Annotated in this window: 18 protein-coding genes; 13 read left to right on the plus strand and 5 right to left on the minus strand. The window is 42.7% G+C overall.

Annotation, left to right across the window (positions count from 1 at the left end; all coding sequences use genetic code 11):
- Window positions 1-460: 460 nt before the first annotated feature.
- The 4 genes from MKR05_RS00885 to MKR05_RS00900 all read right to left on the minus strand — a co-directional run bounded on the left by MKR05_RS00885 (window position 461) and on the right by MKR05_RS00900 (window position 6,308).
- Complete coding sequence (locus tag MKR05_RS00885) at window positions 461-1,603, minus strand: hypothetical protein (protein WP_284118020.1); 1,143 nt, start codon at window positions 1,601-1,603, stop codon at window positions 461-463.
- Window positions 1,600-2,049 (minus strand): response regulator, encoded by a 450-nt coding sequence (locus MKR05_RS00890; protein WP_186957463.1) that lies wholly within the window; start codon window positions 2,047-2,049, stop codon window positions 1,600-1,602. Before MKR05_RS00890 ends, MKR05_RS00885 begins: the two co-directional genes overlap by 4 nt.
- Window positions 2,046-5,027: a hypothetical protein gene (locus MKR05_RS00895; RefSeq protein ID WP_284118021.1), complete on the minus strand. Its 2,982-nt coding sequence runs from the start codon at window positions 5,025-5,027 to the stop codon at window positions 2,046-2,048. Before MKR05_RS00895 ends, MKR05_RS00890 begins: the two co-directional genes overlap by 4 nt.
- 1,053 nt (window positions 5,028-6,080) lie before the next feature.
- Window positions 6,081-6,308, minus strand: a complete 228-nt coding sequence (locus MKR05_RS00900; protein ID WP_186957465.1) for a DUF1737 domain-containing protein — start codon at window positions 6,306-6,308, stop codon at window positions 6,081-6,083.
- Between the two features lie 401 nt (window positions 6,309-6,709).
- Between MKR05_RS00900 and MKR05_RS00905 the strand changes: the two genes are divergently transcribed.
- The 5 genes from MKR05_RS00905 to MKR05_RS00925 all read left to right on the plus strand — a co-directional run bounded on the left by MKR05_RS00905 (window position 6,710) and on the right by MKR05_RS00925 (window position 9,528).
- Entirely contained in the window at window positions 6,710-6,943 is a 234-nt protein-coding gene (locus MKR05_RS00905; protein WP_284118022.1) for a DinI family protein, read from the plus strand.
- Window positions 6,944-6,987: 44 nt separating this feature from the next.
- Entirely contained in the window at window positions 6,988-7,245 is a 258-nt protein-coding gene (locus tag MKR05_RS00910) for a hypothetical protein (protein ID WP_284118023.1), read from the plus strand.
- 40 nt (window positions 7,246-7,285) lie between these two features.
- On the plus strand, window positions 7,286-7,678 hold the full coding sequence (locus MKR05_RS00915; RefSeq protein WP_284118024.1) for a DNA-binding protein: 393 nt from the start codon (window positions 7,286-7,288) through the stop codon (window positions 7,676-7,678).
- 199 nt (window positions 7,679-7,877) lie between these two features.
- Window positions 7,878-8,909 (plus strand): DUF968 domain-containing protein, encoded by a 1,032-nt coding sequence (locus MKR05_RS00920; protein ID WP_284118025.1) that lies wholly within the window; start codon window positions 7,878-7,880, stop codon window positions 8,907-8,909.
- Window positions 8,910-8,925: 16 nt separating this feature from the next.
- Window positions 8,926-9,528: a hypothetical protein gene (locus MKR05_RS00925; protein WP_284118026.1), complete on the plus strand. Its 603-nt coding sequence runs from the start codon at window positions 8,926-8,928 to the stop codon at window positions 9,526-9,528.
- 243 nt (window positions 9,529-9,771) lie between these two features.
- On the opposite strand, the gene MKR05_RS00930 is transcribed toward MKR05_RS00925, so the two are convergent.
- Window positions 9,772-9,975 carry a hypothetical protein gene (locus tag MKR05_RS00930; RefSeq protein ID WP_192138578.1) on the minus strand — a complete coding sequence of 68 codons (204 nt, stop codon included), beginning with the start codon at window positions 9,973-9,975 and terminating at the stop codon, window positions 9,772-9,774.
- A gap of 654 nt (window positions 9,976-10,629) precedes the next feature.
- On the opposite strand from MKR05_RS00930, the gene MKR05_RS00935 reads away from it, so the two are divergent.
- From MKR05_RS00935 to MKR05_RS00975, 8 genes are all read left to right on the plus strand, one after another.
- Window positions 10,630-10,845: a class II holin family protein gene (locus MKR05_RS00935; RefSeq protein WP_017880269.1), complete on the plus strand. Its 216-nt coding sequence runs from the start codon at window positions 10,630-10,632 to the stop codon at window positions 10,843-10,845.
- Window positions 10,845-11,342, plus strand: coding sequence for a lysozyme (locus MKR05_RS00940; RefSeq protein ID WP_032735240.1), 498 nt, complete (start codon window positions 10,845-10,847; stop codon window positions 11,340-11,342). Before MKR05_RS00935 ends, MKR05_RS00940 begins: the two co-directional genes overlap by 1 nt.
- Window positions 11,339-11,689 carry a hypothetical protein gene (locus tag MKR05_RS00945; protein ID WP_064142524.1) on the plus strand — a complete coding sequence of 117 codons (351 nt, stop codon included), beginning with the start codon at window positions 11,339-11,341 and terminating at the stop codon, window positions 11,687-11,689. Before MKR05_RS00940 ends, MKR05_RS00945 begins: the two co-directional genes overlap by 4 nt.
- 208 nt (window positions 11,690-11,897) lie before the next feature.
- The gene (locus MKR05_RS00950) at window positions 11,898-12,263 is read left to right on the plus strand and encodes a hypothetical protein (protein WP_202678101.1); all 366 of its coding nucleotides are present in this window, start codon (window positions 11,898-11,900) and stop codon (window positions 12,261-12,263) included.
- Between the two features lie 799 nt (window positions 12,264-13,062).
- Window positions 13,063-13,287 carry a DNA gyrase subunit B gene (locus tag MKR05_RS00960; RefSeq protein ID WP_227694765.1) on the plus strand — a complete coding sequence of 75 codons (225 nt, stop codon included), beginning with the start codon at window positions 13,063-13,065 and terminating at the stop codon, window positions 13,285-13,287.
- 143 nt (window positions 13,288-13,430) lie between these two features.
- The gene (locus tag MKR05_RS00965) at window positions 13,431-13,793 is read left to right on the plus strand and encodes an HNH endonuclease (RefSeq protein ID WP_094315821.1); all 363 of its coding nucleotides are present in this window, start codon (window positions 13,431-13,433) and stop codon (window positions 13,791-13,793) included.
- The gene (locus MKR05_RS00970; RefSeq protein WP_199660235.1) at window positions 13,745-14,068 is read left to right on the plus strand and encodes a hypothetical protein; all 324 of its coding nucleotides are present in this window, start codon (window positions 13,745-13,747) and stop codon (window positions 14,066-14,068) included. The genes MKR05_RS00965 and MKR05_RS00970 overlap by 49 nt, the downstream gene beginning before the upstream one ends.
- Window positions 14,065-14,496 (plus strand): hypothetical protein, encoded by a 432-nt coding sequence (locus tag MKR05_RS00975; protein ID WP_077269189.1) that lies wholly within the window; start codon window positions 14,065-14,067, stop codon window positions 14,494-14,496. Before MKR05_RS00970 ends, MKR05_RS00975 begins: the two co-directional genes overlap by 4 nt.
- Window positions 14,497-14,702 lie beyond the last annotated feature (206 nt).

Raw genomic sequence — 14,702 nt, forward strand, 5'->3', positions numbered from 1 at the left:
GCTGAGATGTCCGCTGAGTGCCAAGAGCGGACATTGTTCACATATAACTGCATAATCTGCGGGGGAGCAGACCTGGGGAAGGGGTTATGATGCGCTGATGGGTGAAGCGCTGGAGATGGTGAACGCACTGAGTCGGATGACGCAATTAGGGATACCGTGCAGCGTTCGAATCACGTGACAGGTGTGCCAACAGTAGCCATCCCGCCGACCAACTTTTACGATATATACGTCAGAGCAGGCCAGCGGAAAGAAATCAACCGTCTCAAAATTCTTCAGGATGTCATCGATCACAAGCCGCGTCATGGCAAGGCTTCCTAAATGCTCGGTATCCCGCAGTACCACTGCAGCCTTCTGCAGAAACGTTATCGCCCGTCTGGGCCACTTGGTATGAACAATCTCTGGCGTCACTTTTCCTGACATAGCTCAGGTCATAAATAGTTATTGATTAATAAAAATAGTATTATGTATTTAATTTGTAATGATTTTTAATGGCTAATATAATAAACTTAGCAGAAATGTAACTTCCGTATATATGTAAATCATCGTCTTTATTAGAATCGCAAAGATCTACGACGGTCTTCGCACAAATACATAATGGTTTATTGATGGATAACTCAGCAGCACGATGGATTGCAAATATCTCCATATCCAAGCCACCTGATTTACGATGATGATTTTGTATGCTCGTTAACAACTCTTTAGATGCTACTACAGCTGAACCACTAGTAAAAATGGAGAAAATAGGGGGAGTTGGTTCATCAGGTTTAGTAGCACTATAACCTTCTTCAAGTTCTTTAAGAAAATCATCTTGGTCGATCATTATGTTTAAATTTGTCAATGTATTCTGATCGGTGGATACTTGGTAAGGTTCTTGCTTGAAGCCATCATCAGTCCATTTACCAGACTGGTATTCGTATGCCATTTTTGAAACAAGTAATTGGCCCAGTTTAACATTATCTGTAAATCCACCACAAATCCCACTCATTGCTACAATTGATGGCTTATAGCGATCAATACAAGCCCCTGCGATGATAGCTGCATTAACAAGTCCCATGGATGGCAGAAGGACGACTGAACCTTTTTTCTCTCCGATATCAATGTCATAGAAATCAATTCCTCGTCTATTACATTTTTTACCATTAATCATGGTAATATAAGGAGTTCGCTCTTCTTTTAATGCACAAAAAATCAAAAAGTCGAGAGTTATATTTTTATTTAGTTGAATCAGTAAATGCTCAAGTGTCGACTTCCACCCTTTTTTGTTAGAATAAGTAGAAAGAATACAACCATGTGATTCATAGAAATCTCTGAGCTTTGGGAATTCATCTGGAAAAGAACTGATAGCTAATAAAAGAGATTCTTGCCTACTAGATTTCTTGATAGTCTCTAATATCGTTAATCCATTAAATTGCGCTTCCCCACCGTCAATATTAGGTAATTTTAAATCAATTATGAATAATCCAATATCATGATGTAGATTTGTAGTGAAGTCGGTCATACTCTTGGCTATGATAATATCACTATCGACTATATTTTTTGATAGTAGAAAACCCTTGATATCATCTCTTTTGTTTTTATTATCTTCAATTAGCATTATTTTCATGCATGTTTTCTCAGTATAGATATTATCTTTTGCAAAGTAGGTTGAGATTTATAAGTATATAACACGGCACCAATCATATCTTGATTATATTTTTCTTTGACAACACTTATTGATTGTTGCAACTTCACCTTAACGCCGCCAATGTAAAAATCAGGATATTGGGTGATAATTATTATTTTTGTTGTTTTCTTGCGCGATTTTAATGCTCTCAAAACTTCTATTCCACCTTGAGCTTGGTCATGTCCTTTTTTCTTATCTCCAGAGTTATCGCTAAAAGTAGATAATGCCATATCTAAAATAATCAAATCGAAATCATTGTCAATAACAGCCAAAACCGCATCATTTACGCAATCGACTATTTGTGGTTCAATTTCGTAAACTGTTTTAACACATTGTATTAACTCATCTCTTTTATGTACTTCATCCTCAACCAAAAGTATTTTCATGCAATTGCTCCTGAAGTGACTGTATTTTCTTCTGTGGCTATTTCTGCGTGGATCGAAAACCCTAAGGTCAGCTGCGAATTATCATTATCAAAACGAAATCTCATAGTCTGTTTGCCTTCGTTAGCTCTGGTAATGAATTTTATCTTTTTAATTCCAGAATAACCTTCAGTAACCATATCTGTACTATCTTCTTCTGCACTAATTGCTTCTTCAATTCTTAGTTTAGATTCTTCAAAATCATGTTTTGCTACTTTTGATGTGATATCTACAGATACAGACTCTAATACTGAATCTAAGTCTACTTTTAGCACAGAGACATCAATATGTATTACAGTATTCTCCTCTCCATGTGTATGCGCGTTTTGTAATAGCACTGCGAGACAGTCATACAAACGATGAACACTTATACCTGTGTATTTGTTGTCTATTGCTTCACCATTAAACTCTACATCATTATTTCTATTTAGATCAATTAGAATAATTTGACATAGATCTTTAATTGAAGCTGAGATGAATCCAGTGTCAGGAACTTGGAACCAATCAGAAACTTTGATAAATACTTCGTTTACCGCTTCGTGTAGTTCAGCTACAATTTGTGTCTCCCCAATGCTGTGATTTTGGAAGTGTTTATCGATAGAATCCTTTGCTTGTTGTAATAGTGTTGTCCTAATAAACCTTGCAGCATTTTCAAGTTGAGGTGTTATCTGCTTCCAGCAGAAAGCAATGATGAGCTCATTTAGTAATTCACTTCTACCGGTTGAACGAAGAGTGTTTGTTAAGAGACGAATATTTTCACTGGTCGCGGAATCATCAGTGTCAATCGATGCATTAAATAAGGAGTTACTGGACTTAAATTGAAGGTGTTCACGCCTGAGTTTATCAACAATAGCTTTATAAGATGCAAGCCAGGATTCAACTACCCTTTGCATCTGTTGATTTGCAAGTACTATTCTATGTTCAGGTTTCCGAAGTACCGCATCTACAGTATCTGTTGTTACACCATCTAGAGTATTATGTCTAATTCGTCTGCCGAGGTAAGACTGAATACCAAATTCGTTATTAAGGCAAAATTGTTCAAAAGCGTCTTTTGCAATTTGAGGTATAAGATAGTCACCACTATTTACTAGTATATATAATATATCTGATTCATTTTCATTATTACTTTGCGCAGTTGATATAATAGCCTCTGAGCGATTGAATAGTGAACGATATTGTTCTGTGGACATCGTAGGGTTACTGTCTAACCAATTTTTCATCGAAACACTATCAACATAAATTCTACTACTATCAAAATATTTTTGAAGCTTCGATACCTTTTCTCTTGTATTTATTGATTCTGCTTCTATTATGTACTCGATTTGATTTAATTTTTTTCCAACCGACATTAAAATCTCACGTCGTATTGAAGAAGCTTCTGAAGCATTAGATACAAGGCCGTACATTTTCTCCAGAGTTACTTCATCTAAAGATACAACTATATAGCTAGCTATTGCAGGGCTGCTTTCAAGTAAATCAGAAATAAATTTTACGATAGAGCCACTAAATTTTTCTTTAACGTATGATATAAAATCTGTTCTAAAGTCAAAGTCAGTATCAGGGTCTGCTGATTTTTTCCTGTATAATGCAAGTGTCAGTACAGTAACTAAGCTTTTATTGTCTTCCGATGATGTTAACAGAAGCGTCTGCATTTCATCTTCGGTCAGCAATGTATCTAGCCTCAAAGTATTTTCAAAAATAAATTTTATATTCTCTCCTGTTAATGATAACAGGTTATTTCTATTTCTAAGAATATTTAAAAATAAGTAGGTTCTATAGAATGTATCCTGCTTTATTCCTAATTTCTCATTAGTGCTTACACCATCGTTAGCTAATAACAATCTTTTTTCATCTTCAAATTTTGCAGTTGAGTAGCTCTGTTTGATTTCTATTTCATTTAATAATCTGGCCCCTATAACCTTATCAATTTTGTTTCTATATCTTGCTATATCTTTTCGTTCTAAAAATGCTGAAGAGTTTCTATATAAATCTAATGAATAATCTCCTTCCTCGTTTAGAGAACGGTAATAATCAGTCACTATTTGATTATTTTTAAGTTCGGATGTGTATAACAATAAATTATGAATTCCAGATGTTAGCTTAGAGTCAAGTCTTTTTTCTAATTCAAACTTAGCCTCTTTAAATTCATCATCCATATTAAAAAGCACGACTAGCGAGTATATAGCATCAATTAGAGTTGATTCAGAGGCTCTTAATAAGAATTCCGCTAAGTCATCGATAGATAATGGTGTAGGTATAAAGTTATTAAGCGATATAGCCTTTCTTATATTCCCATCTACTTTTCCAATTAGTGCACTTACTCTTCTTCGTGCAACAACAAATAAGGATATTCTTGAATTTAAGTTCTCTAAGGCGCTGAAATGAAATCCAGGTCTATCTTTATGTCCGAATTCATCTTCAATTTTTGTGACTATCTTTTGATCATTTGATGTTAAATCACGTGAGCTGATGAGATAAGCTAGTTTGTATGATAAGAAATTAGATGCTCCATATTCTTCGCTATACTTTAATATCAGTTTAAGAGCCGTTTCTGTTTCTAATTGCTCTAAATATGATAGCGATTTGATAACTTCCAGATGTCTTAATGAAACATCTTCAAATGAATTTATAAAGCCAGATAGGTAGCTTAGCTCTTCTCTCCATGATAATGGTTTAGGTGTAATCATAGTGTAAAGTTCACTGCTTGTTGGCTTTTCACTTATTTTTAGTAACCCATCTCTTCCCTTAATTACTGCTCCTATTATCATGCAATCAGAAAGATTATTATCTTTTCTGATTTTCTGGATTTCAAACTTATTAATTCTTGATTTATTTAAATATCCCCTCAATAAATTTCTTTTGTTTTTGTTTTTAACTTTAGATAATGCATTTAGCAACTTTAAGCTATTATCTGACTTTGATTGCCATTTGGTATAGTCCATTTTACTTCAGCCCTATAAAATTGATAAAATTAGCTTATGAAATTTATAACCATCGGAGTTATTGAAATCATAAAGCCAAGGTATGATATGATAGCGAAAGATAGTCGAAAACATCTCCCATAACTCCATAGTGAATACATGCTTTTATTGAGATTTTCATTATTGTGGTCAGAGGTGAAAATTTTCATTTCTTCATTATCATAATTATCCTCTGCCTTTCTCAAGGCTTTCTCTGCATTTTTTATAAGAAATGACACCCTTAAATCAAGTTTATGAAAAATAAAAGTTATAAATATAATAAACATACCCAAGGCAGATGTCAGATAAATTAGATTTCCTCCTTGCTGTAAGCATATTCCACTACCTGCTATCAAAAGACTTATTATCGTAATATAGAAATTAAATACAGTCATTCTTTGTTGAGAATGTAGTTCAAAATATTTCCAAGCATGTTCTTGCATCATATTAATCTATATCTCTTCAGATTTACTATCTATCAAGGTTATCTTTTTTTACGAAAAACTATCTTCGCCAACCTGTAAGGTTCATGTAAGATATTAATTCTTCTTCTACAATGCTACCGCCCTCAGGAATCCTTAACCTGACAAATCTTCTTATGCTTCTACATATCCTACATAGTTCAACAACATCTTCAATATTTTTTGCTGCTCTGATTGTGCAATTCATCCTGCTACAGAGGATTCAGAGACAGAGTGTGACCAGTGCTTCTAGCACTAAATCTTAATGTCCGTTTTTCGCTCTAAGTGGTCTTTGAGACTGTCATGGCATATTACCGCAGGCAGAAACCCTGCGAGGGTAGGTTTATCCCGCCTTTGCTGTTGAAAAAGGTAGTTTAATTTGCACCCGACATCACTCTCATTGATTAAAGCATGAAGTGGAGATTACTGCGATCCACAGTTCTGACAAACAGTGAAAGAGAAGGCCAGCGTAAAGAAAAAAGGTGTCGCGATGCGTGATGCAATTACCTTATGACAGACCCTGTGATGATTTACGGCACCGGGCGGATTCCGGACGCTGTGAGCCCACTCATTGCTACGAAGCCTGATTCTGCTGTACCTCAGACCATATGATAGCCTGCGCAACAATCACATCCTGCCCATTAAACGTCGCGGCGGGGGAACCATACAGTTGATAACCAAGCGCCAGAGCTTCTGAAACCCGATAACAAAATTTAGCGTCATCCTTACCTGTCAGGAGACGATAACGAGGAAGACCATCCGGAGGTTCATGGCCCTTATTATTTATTTCTGGGTTGCTCATGGTAGTGCTCCTCTTCAATTTTAGCCTTTTTGGCTCTGTCGTTATTTTATCTTCACAAAACCATAAAAAATTATAATGGTCAATCTGGACCATGCGTGCCGGGGAGTACTCCCGGGCACTGGACTTCCCCCGTGTGCCAAGAGCGGAATCTGGAGCGCCAGAGGTCTTTTAAAAATTGATGGTTCGCTTTGCAGGGATACTTACAGTAGCAACGTTTCATATCAACGGAGTTGATCACCACAAAAATGACTGTATCCCTGTGATAGCGGATTTCGTCCTTTGTGGAGAAAAGATCAATCTAAACATGAGCATGGGTTAGCGAAAAGTGGCATTAAACGCTTGAACATTTCACCTAACAAGTATACTGTTTATTTATACAGTACTTGCATGAGGAGCTAGTTATGAAAGTGGAAATCACAATTGATCGCCAAAAAAAATTGCCGGATGGCGCTGTGCCTGCTCTGGAGAAGGAGCTACTGCGGCGATTGGATCAAAACTATAATAGCTGCAGTCTTGTGATTCGTCGGGCCAGCTCTGATGGGTTGACCGTGCTTGGTGGAATGGACGGAGATAAAAAACGAGTAGAGGAAATCCTGCAGGACACCTGGGAAAGCGCTGATGACTGGTTTTGTTAAGTTGAGGTCCAGTGGCTTGCCTGGTTTATTTTGAGGATTTGGCTGTGAGTAAAAAACAAGAAATGCCGAACACCGGCTATGCAATTATCAGATGCGATGATGGGGTGATCATTGCTCGTCTGACATCCTTTCCTGTGTGTGAGCGCGCTCTGATGTACCGGCGCGGCGACACTGTTTCGTTTATGCCTTTGCAGCCAGATGAGATCGTTGGGACTCTCTCTCTTTTTTCGCAGATGATTGAAAAGGCTAAGTCTGGCGTTGGTTACCAGGTTCCCCCTGGTTCTGTTACAATTCCGTCATAGGCCTGAACAACCTATACCTGCTGCGTCGCGGAGAGAAACCATGACGCAAACCCTCGAAGTATCAAATTCCCATCAGACTGGTGCTCCTTCATCGAGCGCCGGTTTGCTTTCGTCTTCAAAACTAACTTTTCGACAGCAGGAAGTTTTCGATCTGCTGGTGGCCTACATCAATCAGCATGGCTACCCACCTACGCTATCTGAGCTGGCCGATATGCTTGGCGTTAGCTCGTCTAATGCTGTCCTGTTGCATCTGCGTGCGTTAGAGAGAAAAAATTTTATAAAACTTTCTCGCCGTGTCTCCAGAGGAATTTCCATCGTCGGGCGAAAGGAGCCTATGCTCGCCGTGCAGCTGCTGCAGGAAATGATCGCTGAAGAACCCGGCGCGCGTGAAAGAGCGATTGAGTTTTTGCGACTGTTCGGTGATCAGCCATGAAGAAAAGTTGGTTTTTACACGAGCAACTTTCAGAGGCTGAGGCTACAGAGCTGGTGGAGCGATACCGTAAAAATAACTGTGTGGTTGAGAAGAGCTTGTCCAGAGACTTTGCATCGTGGGAGATCCGCGTGCTGTTGCCGGAATCGAAGAAGCCGCCACGGATTGACAGGACCTACATACAGAAGATGTGGAGGGACTGATGCGAGCTTTGCTTAACGTGGATATTGCACGCCATCTTGGAATTGTGCTGCTTAAGCCGGGTAGTGAATTAATGCCGTTATTCGGTGCCGGCCGAGTTCTTGTGGAAATACCGCCGGCAAGCATGAAAAAGATACCCAGCGGGCGTCTTCCTGATGCCCAGCAGCCGTTGCGGGATGATATGGGGCTCAGACCATTTTTCATGAAGAAGGCAGTTATCACTGCGGCTGGTGGTGTTAGTGCTTTAGAGTCATGGTTGCGCCGGCAGGTTAAAAACTGTCAGTGGACACATTCCGATTACCATCACCATGAGCTCGTCCCGTTTCGCCATTCGACGGGGGTAATAATCGCATGCTGGCACTGTGATAATGAGCTGAAAAACCAAACAGAACAAACCCTCGATCAACTGGCAGGTGTTAATAACGCTGACTGGATAATCGACACTGCCCGCATCGCGCTTGGGCTGGACGCTCAGCGATCATTGTCACTGGCGGAGCTATGCTGGTGGGCGGTAGGCGCCGGGATTGGCGATGAAATTACAGAAGAAATGGCGCGCCGATCCCTGCGTATTAAAGACGATGGCATTAAATCGGTTTACAGGGAGAGTGAGATTGTTCCGTCGGTACCGGCCACCAGTATTCTTTCTCCTCGCCTCGAAAAGGCGATTAGTCCAACGGCAATAACAACGCCGGGCAAACCTCTGGTACCTGTGAACGTCGATCCTGTTGCACCGGCGACACTATTCGCCAGACCTAAGCGGATTCGATGGTTATCAGCTGACTTTATCTCATGGGTTAAAAAACAGCCGTGTATGTGCTGTGGGCAGCCTGCAGATGATGCACATCATCTTATTGGCTGGGGTCAGGGCGGCGTAGGCACCAAGGCCCACGATATTTTTACGATCCCATTATGCCGCAAGCACCACCGTGCTTTGCACCATGACCCTGCCGCTTTTGAGCGTGAATACGGCACCCAGCCTGTATTGATTATTAAATTGCTGGACCGGGCATACGCGCTCGGCGTTCTGGCGTAGTAAGGAGAAGAACAGAATGACACCACGTCAACGCCGTCTACACCGTGCAGGATTAGAAACAGTGGCCGCCGCCCCGCGCAAAAGCTGGCTGGGCCGATTCACTCCCCTTAATGGCATTCAGTCCGCCTGGATAAAATCTCTGCTTACTGTATGGGGAGAAGGTATGAGAGGAGGTGCGGCCCCGCGCAAACCATCAGGACATTCATGCTGGCGAGGTATGAAGGGTGATCACTGGTCAGATAGAGCATTAGAGCGCTTTACGGCAGCAATCGAGCAGGCAAGGAGTGAAGGCTATCGCGGGCGGCAGGCACTAAGCAGGGCGCATGCCATTTTGTGGCCAAAACCTCCAACTGTCGCCATTGACGCTGCGATCACTGAGGATGATGTTGAATTTGTTGAACGATGTGTACTGGCGATATTTGAAACGGGTGATCCTGTTTATCTCGTTGGCGTTAACTATTACACCACCCGCAAAAAAATCTCAGACATAACACGGGAAATACAGCTGGTGGCGCCATGGTTAACAGACAGTGAGGCCCGGAAAAGAGTGCGCTGGTGTCTTGAAATATTCAGAGCAAAAGCTTTCCTTTCTGTTCATAAGGCGATTCATGTGGATTAGCAAAAAGTGCTATGTTGCCTTTTTGGTATTGAAAATGGGCCAGAAAGTTAGATAATTCCTTCATGCTTGGCAGAGCTGCGCCACTCGGCAGCGACAAAAAGCGACAATCTGAATATAACGAAAACCCCGCCCGTGCGGGGTTTTTGCTTTCCGGCGATACGACAGGGGTATTCGCGAGATGCGCTGCATCAATACCCCTGTCATATCGTCGTATTGCATACGCAATCTCACATGCTTCAGCATTCACTGAGGATTTTTAGTGATTTTTTTGAAGAGCTCTAGGGCTTCGGTTGTTAACTGATCATGTTCGCTAAAGTAACTGTCACATGCTGCCTGCTTTTGAGCAGGGGATAGATTAGGGTTGCTTGTTAATTCAGCAGTTTTAGCTGCTATTTCTGCCAAACGTTCAAAAATCTCTGAAATTCTTTGGTTATCAGTAGATAGCATTTTACTTACCTCGTATTTACCTGATATCAGTGAGTGCTACATTGAGTCAGGGCTTCCAATAGCTTTAAGTATTAGAATGCATACAATTTAAGTGGGCGTTGTTGGCTTATATTATGGCAGAGGCGCTGGCGGTATGGTCAGATATTGACACTTTGAATGTTTGCATCATAAATTATTGAGGTGGTGAATCCCCCTATGCGGAGGGGCGACCAGTCAGTTACAGAAACCTGTAAATGCAGCGCGGGCCATGCTGACTGGGGCATGCTCACCGGGAGGCACCCGGCACCACACTGTCACTAAGCATATTGAATATTTCATAGTTGGTTTACTTTTGCGGTTGCCCTTCTATGTTTATAGAACGTAACGGCAAAAGTGAATGCTTCCTGGTAAATCGGTAGCTCGGACTATTAGGAGTGCCTTCGTTTCGTTACTACCTAGAATGCCTACTTTCTGCCCGCCTTCTGGCGGGCTTTTTACGCCATCAATAGGGCGCTTCAGAAAGAAAAGGTAAACATCATTTGAAGGCTGCGCTTTGCGTGGCCTTTCTTATTTCAGGCTCACGGGAATCATCATCGATACGGCTCGTTGTTAAATCAGCCCGATGGGCCTGACCCCCTACACGCACAAAGCACCCCGTTAATCCGGAGGTGGAGTATGTATCGAATGGACAAGCTAACAACAGGTATTGCCTACGGAACGTCCGCAGGTAACGCGGGGTTCTGGATGTTGCAATTGCTCGACAAAGTATCCCCATCCCAGTGGGCCGCTATTGGTGTTCTGGGAAGTCTGGTATTTGGTTTGCTGACATACCTGACGAATCTGTATTTCAAAATTAAAGAAGACCGGCGAAAAGCTGTGCGAGGTGAATAATGTCTCCGACACTACGTAAAAGCGTTCTTGCTGCAGTCGGCGGTGGAGCCTTTGCGATTGCCTCTGCACTCATTACTGGCCCGACGGGTAATGATGGGCTTGAGGGAGTGCGATACGAGCCTTATCAGGATGTGGTAGGTGTCTGGACGGTTTGTTACGGCCACACAGGTAAAGACATCATGCTCGGCAAAACCTATACCGAGGCAGAGTGTCGGGCGCTACTAAATAAAGACCTGAATACCGTCGCTAGGCAGATCAACCCTTACATCAAAAAACCGATCCCAGAAACAATGCGTGGGGCTCTGTACTCATTTGCCTATAACGTCGGTGCCGGGAACTTCCAGACCTCAACTCTGCTTCACAAAATCAACAAGGGGGACCAGAAAGGTGCATGTGATCAACTGCGCCGCTGGACCTATGCCAAAGGTAAGCAGTGGAAAGGACTTATTACCCGGAGGGAAGTTGAGCGTGAAGTTTGTTTATGGGAGCAAAGATGAATCGCTTAACCGCTGTTATCATCGCTATAACAATCCTGCTGGCCTCCAACGTGATTTCGTGGCGCTCAGGCTGGAGTTCTCACGCTGATCACATCAAGGCTCAGGCTTCAAAGAAGAGAGAGAAGGCCGAGAATACTATTAAGCCTGTAGAGGAAAAGGCCGCTACTGCTAACGAAGCGGGTAAGGTCATCTACAAAACAATAACCCGTGACGTGGTGAAATATGTTCAGTCTCCGAATCGTATTGTATGTAGGTTTGATGATGATGCTGTGCAGCTGCGTCAGCGCGCCATCGATGCTGCCAACTCCATCCCCGGATTTGATGAGCCCCCCGTGCAAAGCAAGTGACGCCGCGAAGGACAGCGACGAAGATCTGCAGGCTGATATTGAAAGCACTCAGTGCTTGCGGCAACTTAGATTGGATAAGTACCGCTGGCAGGCTTATTATAAAGCGATAGCTCGATAGGTTATTTTCTTGTTGAATTCAGTCCCTGCCTTGCTTATATTCTACCCAAAAATGAGTAGGTGGGTTGTGATTAGAAAATGTTATGCAAGAATGTCTGATCCAGCTTCAGGTGACAAACTGACATTGGAAGTACTTGTATCCGATGGTAGAGATAAGATTTTCATCTATGATTTTAATAAAGGAGTGGGGACTCTCTCTCATGGTATAAGAGATAAGCAAGGTAAGTATATTTTACAAGGTGAACGGGATGCCGGGAATATCAATCTTGTCAGAGACAGCAAGATTGACTACACTCTTCATGTGGTTAATAATCACACCGGTGGATATGGTGATTCCTATAAATTCTCTCCCGTATTTTGCTCATTGTGCGAGGGGCAGATACTCATTATCGAATGTAAAAAGACTTTTATAAGAAAACCATTAAGGCTTGATGAACTCAGGTTTGAATATAACTAATCATTATACGCTCCTTATATGTTCGAAGTAGATAGCAACTTTTAGGTATCTTGTTTCTGGATACTCTGTAAATGTGCTGCTGGTGGGCTTAGTTCTTGGAGCCTTTTGTCCAGCAGCTTCAGGTTATAAAAAACCCCGTGGAGTAAATCCGACAAATTGACGGGGTGCTGCAGGGGCAGCCAATGTCGGAGTTTAGTCAGATTGCGGGATGTTTTTCTACTGGTTTTGAGAAAAAATGGAAGGTCAGACACTACAGGAAGTGGCTCATCCCTGAGCTCACGGGTAGAACGACGGACTTTGTCATGGCAGAGCAAAGTCATTAGATAGTTTAGACAACACTCCGGATATAACAAGCGTAGCGGGTGTAAATCAGTTAACGGAGCTCAGCGGCTAAGGCATCAAGCATTCACTAAGTGGCTTTGATAATGCTATAGTTCGCCAGAAAGAACAGATTGCATGGTGTCATGCGATACAGCTCATATTTAGATCGTCAGGGTTAAGTTAGCGGTGAATATAACTATTAATAGTGGATTTTTTGGTTGTTTGCTTTTGTTATTGACTATGTGGCCAGTTTTTATAACGCTGTGTCTAGCAATGTCTATAGCATTTTACGGAGTCTTAATGAAGAAGACTGCGCTTGCCTGGCTGCTTGCTGCTTTGTTTTTTGGCATATTTGGGGGGCTGTATGGGTATTAATTTACTGATATTGAAGTTTTTTCGAAGTCTGCAAGAATTCATTGCTGCCGTCATCCATCGAATTCATGTATGCTGATGAGGATTTTTAAAGGAAAAGGAATGGATGATGAATACCCAGAAGCTTCTGGATACATACATGTTAGTTGGTGCCGGTCTTTCTCGCGTCAAATATGAGATTTTCTCAGGAGATGAAGGTTCATATGCGTTTATTACGATTTATGCATATGAGCCTCATTTCCATATTAAGGGCTATGATTCCTTAAAGTTAGACGAAACTGTTGATATCAGATCTCAGATCGAAGGGCATTTCGCAGATACCTACCAGTAGCCAAAACCATATTTCTGAATCTACAGCCCCGCTTATGCGGGGCTTTTTATTGGGGTGAACATGGTATCAAGTTCACCCTGGCATCATCCCTGTAACACAAAACGGTGTTAACGACTGCGTTATCACTAACTTCGGAAAAAGTTATGCCACCACGCGCTAAACGACCTTGCCGGCACAGAGGATGCATGGCAGTAACGAATGATGTCAGTGGGTTCTGTGAGATCCATCGGCAGCAACACGCCGGTGATGGCTGGCGTAACTATCAACCCGGAAAAACTCGGCAGGAACGTGGTTATGGTCGTCCGTGGGAAATTAAACGGGCCCGTATCATGAAGAGGGATAAATACCTTTGTCAGAACTGCAGGCGAGACGGTATTGCCACGAAAGCCTCAAGTGTCGACCACATTATTCCTAAAGCTCATGGCGGTACGGACGATGACTTTAATCTCGAGTCGTTGTGCTGGAGCTGCCACAGCAAGAAAACAGCAACAGAGAGAACCCGATGAAGAATTTCAAAATTGAATACGTTGATGGCACTTTGACCGTTCTGGAAACGGATGGTCAGTCACGGATGAATGAAGCCGTACATGGCATCCATTTTGAGCATGTTCAGGGCAGCCGTCCCCTGCTTAAACTGACGATTGCACATGATATTGCTCCGGCCCCTGCTTCATCACCTGCTCAGGAACAGGAGCCTTTAGAGGGTGAGCTGGTACAGGAACAACAGACGACGGCTCCCGGTGGTCGCCGCTCACGTCATCGCCGTGGAGGTAAGCAATGATGTATCAACGCTCGGATCTGACGCTCTCCATGTTCTATGCATCCAGCGCTGATGCAGACGGGAACAAAGTGGCTACGTTGACGATGCAGGTCATTGCGGCAGAGGTTGGAGCCGTCCAGACCAGCCAGCTGCGATGTATCACCGATAGCGCAAAGAAAAAAACGTATAGCGTAGGTGAACAATCTGTCAGTAATGGTTCCGATCCGTTGCTGGTCGCGATTGAGAATTACTGGCGTCAGAGTACGGATGTCGTCGTTAAAGGATTGATCGCCGAGGTGACCGACTTCATCGCAGGGAACATCAACTCAGTCAGCACCTGGATCGGTCAGTTTGGGATGAAGGTGTTCGAGAACCAGCCATTAGATGAACGGCTTCCAGAAAGCGTACTGCAGGCCGATGGAGGCTCCGCTACAGCGACAGGATCCTGACCGCCGTTATAACAACTGGTGTTCATTGAACGTCTGAGATATGCCGGCCCACGCAATGTGAACCGTATTCGCCGCCGGCGCAGCCGGAATGACGACCTCCACCTCGACCGAGGCAGCTGCAGCCAGGGGTAGGGGGGAGCAAATCCCTGACCCCTTTCGCGCTTCGGGACTGCCCGTTGAAGTCTATTTTTACACGCCAGAAATAA

Origin of the sequence: Klebsiella sp. K5-204 (assembly GCF_030128585.1) — a bacterium.
Taxonomy (GTDB): Bacteria; Pseudomonadota; Gammaproteobacteria; order Enterobacterales; family Enterobacteriaceae; genus Klebsiella; species Klebsiella quasipneumoniae.

Bases quoted from the DNA above. Each gene is read 5' to 3' on its own strand.
- MKR05_RS00895 (WP_284118021.1), bottom strand. From the start codon at position 5,027: ATGGACTATACCAAATGGCAATCAAAGTCAGATAATAGCTTAAAGTTG.
- MKR05_RS00950 (WP_202678101.1), top strand. From the start codon at position 11,898: ATGTCTGATCCAGCTTCAGGTGACAAACTGACATTGGAAGTACTTGTA.
- MKR05_RS00930 (WP_192138578.1), bottom strand. From the start codon at position 9,975: ATGCTATCTACTGATAACCAAAGAATTTCAGAGATTTTTGAACGTTTG.
- MKR05_RS00940 (WP_032735240.1), top strand. From the start codon at position 10,845: ATGTCTCCGACACTACGTAAAAGCGTTCTTGCTGCAGTCGGCGGTGGA.
- MKR05_RS00915 (WP_284118024.1), top strand. From the start codon at position 7,286: ATGACGCAAACCCTCGAAGTATCAAATTCCCATCAGACTGGTGCTCCT.
- MKR05_RS00885 (WP_284118020.1), bottom strand. From the start codon at position 1,603: ATGAAAATAATGCTAATTGAAGATAATAAAAACAAAAGAGATGATATC.
- MKR05_RS00975 (WP_077269189.1), top strand. From the start codon at position 14,065: ATGATGTATCAACGCTCGGATCTGACGCTCTCCATGTTCTATGCATCC.
- MKR05_RS00965 (WP_094315821.1), top strand. From the start codon at position 13,431: ATGCCACCACGCGCTAAACGACCTTGCCGGCACAGAGGATGCATGGCA.
- MKR05_RS00960 (WP_227694765.1), top strand. From the start codon at position 13,063: ATGATGAATACCCAGAAGCTTCTGGATACATACATGTTAGTTGGTGCC.
- MKR05_RS00890 (WP_186957463.1), bottom strand. From the start codon at position 2,049: ATGAAAATACTTTTGGTTGAGGATGAAGTACATAAAAGAGATGAGTTA.
- MKR05_RS00935 (WP_017880269.1), top strand. From the start codon at position 10,630: ATGTATCGAATGGACAAGCTAACAACAGGTATTGCCTACGGAACGTCC.
- MKR05_RS00920 (WP_284118025.1), top strand. From the start codon at position 7,878: ATGCGAGCTTTGCTTAACGTGGATATTGCACGCCATCTTGGAATTGTG.
- MKR05_RS00900 (WP_186957465.1), bottom strand. From the start codon at position 6,308: ATGAGCAACCCAGAAATAAATAATAAGGGCCATGAACCTCCGGATGGT.
- MKR05_RS00905 (WP_284118022.1), top strand. From the start codon at position 6,710: ATGAAAGTGGAAATCACAATTGATCGCCAAAAAAAATTGCCGGATGGC.
- MKR05_RS00925 (WP_284118026.1), top strand. From the start codon at position 8,926: ATGACACCACGTCAACGCCGTCTACACCGTGCAGGATTAGAAACAGTG.
- MKR05_RS00945 (WP_064142524.1), top strand. From the start codon at position 11,339: ATGAATCGCTTAACCGCTGTTATCATCGCTATAACAATCCTGCTGGCC.